We start from the raw sequence: 2,808 nt of genomic DNA on the forward strand, positions 1-2,808 counted from the left end.
CTGTGGTCTGTAATTAAACAAAACACCAACGATGAGTGAAGGTAGTGTTACAGACGTAAAAAGCCCTTTGAAGTTTGTCGAGGCAAACCTTACAGTTTAACTGAGTGGCTGAAGAAGCCCTTACAATCATGTGCAATTACACATTTCTCATAACCCTGACCAAAATCAAACCCCTTTGAAACCTGTTCATCCGGCACAGGCCAGAAAACTCCAGGATGGGTATAAGTAGGGCTTTGTAGCTTAATGTCAAAAAAAGTCGAGTAAATAGCCTACTAGAGGTTAACCCCAAAATCCCCAAAATTCCCGTAATTTCCGTAATTCCCGTAGGGGCGCAATGCTTGCGCCCCTACATTTTCCGATTCCGAATCTAAAGGGGATCATAAGGGGGACGGGAGGGGGATCAAGGGGAGGAAAAGAAAAGGGGGGCCCTTGGCGGAGCAGCGAGATCGCTATTCGGGGAAAGCGTCGTCAAAATTGCCGCTTCCGGCTTGAGAATTGACCCGTAAAGTAGCACCATCACGAGATATCTCGTAAGTTAAAGGCATGGATCGTGCTGCTAAATTAGCTTTTCCTTCATTCACGAGGACCTGAGTGGGATACTTACTGGCAAACCCCTCTAATGCCTCAATTCGTTCTGGTGTTGCGGGATGGGTTGCACTTTCGGTGACTCCCAAGCGCTTCAGCACCTCCATCACCGTCAGACAGCCTTGGGGATTGAATCCTGCCCGGACCATATAGGTATAGCCGACTTCATCCGCTTCAAACTCTTGGTTATGATTGAGTTCTTGCCATTCTGCCAGCCTTTCTGCTTCTTTTTCCTTGTAAATTGTATCTATACGTTCGATCGCTTGGCGGATACGCCGCTCTTTATTCCCTCGCAAAATTCCCCCAATAATATTAATCCCCGTACCGATCAAGCCACCATCGCCACTAATGAGAGAGTCAGCAAGACTCCCGGCACCAGATGTTACCCATTCTCCTGTATTTAATTCTTGTAAATCCTCTCGCAAATCTTCTTCCTCTGCGGCCACTTCTTCAACCGCTTCCGCACGGAGTTGTTGCAAAATGCGTTCTTTTTCTGCATTACCGACAGCAATATGGTTTTTAGTATGGTGTGCCATTTCATGACCGACAACACAAGCGATCGCGTGAGGATCACCATCGACCTGATCCAATAAACCACTAAAGAAGGCAATAAGGTTTACATCCGTAGCAAAAGCATTCACGTTATATTCTGGAGATACATGAAGTCGCCAAGGTAAATTATCTAATTCATTGGCGCGAGCAATTCGCTCTAAAACTCGATAAAGCGCGTAGTAATCTTCAGGAAGTTCTTGTTTGGCTTGTTCAAAGAAGTCTTCTGGGGTGGTTGCTTCAGCTTGAGCCAACAGGCTTTCAGATTCAGCGATCGCGTCTTCGGATTGAAGTCCAGCCGACTCAATTGAGGTAGCACTTGCCATTCCTGCATTGACGACGAACAAAGAGAATAAAGCACTCAAAAAGTAGCGTTTTAAGTTCATGACATTTATGACATTTATAAGGTGATTCACTTGTTGCAGAAAATTTTAACACAATCACACAACACTGACAGAAATCAGGTAAAATTTTCTTCCTTGAGAGCTTCCGAAGGCAGAAGGCAGAGGGCAGTCTTAACATCAATAAAGTCTTGACATTTGCCGATTAATAGAGTAAACATATTATTTTATTTTTCGGACTGATTTTTCTTCTGTCAATGCTGGAGTCTTGAGCCAATTTTAACATTCAGGACAAATTCTTCCCGTCGGGGCGCAATGCTTGCGCCCCTACATTTTCCAACTTACTCCACTAAACCCAAACGGTTCAATGGATAAACCCGGAGTAACAATTCTCCCTCCATATTCTCACGGGGGACAACTATCCCAAACGTCTCCAAGTCGGGATAGTCGGGATTATCCCCAATCAAGTAATATTCATCAGCATCGAGGGTAATAGACGGTTGGGTGAAGTCGGGGGGGAGGTGGAGATAGTCCGCCGTGAAGGGTTCGCCATTCAATTGTATCCGACCATTGCGAATGCGGAGTTGGTCATTAGGGAGCGCGAGAATTCGACGAGTTGCAAATGTATAGGGAAATTCCACCGCTAATCCCTCTTGAGTGGTAAATATAACAATATCCCCTTGCTGAGGGGGCCGCCAACGACTGTAGGTGATGCGATCAACCCAGATATGATCGCTAGTTTGAATCGTTGGAGACATTGCACTGAGAAAATCAGAGTTAAACTGTGTAATATTGGCAGGAATAAGAGGGAGTAAAGCGACTAAAGCTATCCATAGGCTAAATTTAACCAGCCAAGGCAATTGAAACCGCTTCTGTTTCGGGTCTGGTTTGGGTTCGAGATCGAGCGTGATTTGTGTTGCTAAATGCTCCCTAAGTAAATCGTGATAAAAGCGATAACGGCCCCCCCTTTTTTGAGAATGTCCTGATGACTGGCATAGTCGAGAAAATCTTGATAATTCCAGGGCATCCGCCCCCACCGACACAGCACAAAACGCAGGGCAAAATGTTGAACTAACGCATCTCCCCCGCCAGCGAGAAAACCGATCAAAACTGCCATTCCTCCCCCAGAGACAAGAGCTTCTAGCAGCTTCACCTCCTCCCCCACCGCCCAATCCGGCACAATATACATTAAGGGAGCTAAGGGCAAGGCTAACCCCATCGTAATGAGCATTTTATTGCGCGTTTCCCAAATCCCTTGGTTGGGTTGGTCGCGCACCTTAATTTCTGCTCTCAGCCCGAATATCAGCCCGAATATCAGCCCGAATATCAGCCC

General features: G+C 46.2%; 2 protein-coding genes and 1 pseudogene. All 3 read right to left on the reverse strand.

The genetic code is table 11. From position 1 onward, the window contains the following. Window positions 1-449: 449 nt before the first annotated feature. The gene (locus tag PN462_RS21615) at window positions 450-1,520 is read right to left on the reverse strand and encodes a M48 family metallopeptidase (protein WP_272130924.1); all 1,071 of its coding nucleotides are present in this window, start codon (window positions 1,518-1,520) and stop codon (window positions 450-452) included. A gap of 296 nt (window positions 1,521-1,816) precedes the next feature. Next, window positions 1,817-2,512, reverse strand: a complete 696-nt coding sequence (gene lepB, locus PN462_RS21620) for a signal peptidase I (RefSeq protein WP_272130925.1) — start codon at window positions 2,510-2,512, stop codon at window positions 1,817-1,819. Beyond that, window positions 2,395-2,808, reverse strand: a pseudogene (locus PN462_RS21625) (NACHT domain-containing protein); the annotation flags it as partial. The pseudogene PN462_RS21625 and the gene lepB, both read right to left, overlap by 118 nt.

It is taken from the genome of Spirulina sp. CS-785/01, assembly GCF_028330525.1.
Taxonomy (GTDB): Bacteria; Cyanobacteriota; Cyanobacteriia; order Cyanobacteriales; family Spirulinaceae; genus JAQMSD01.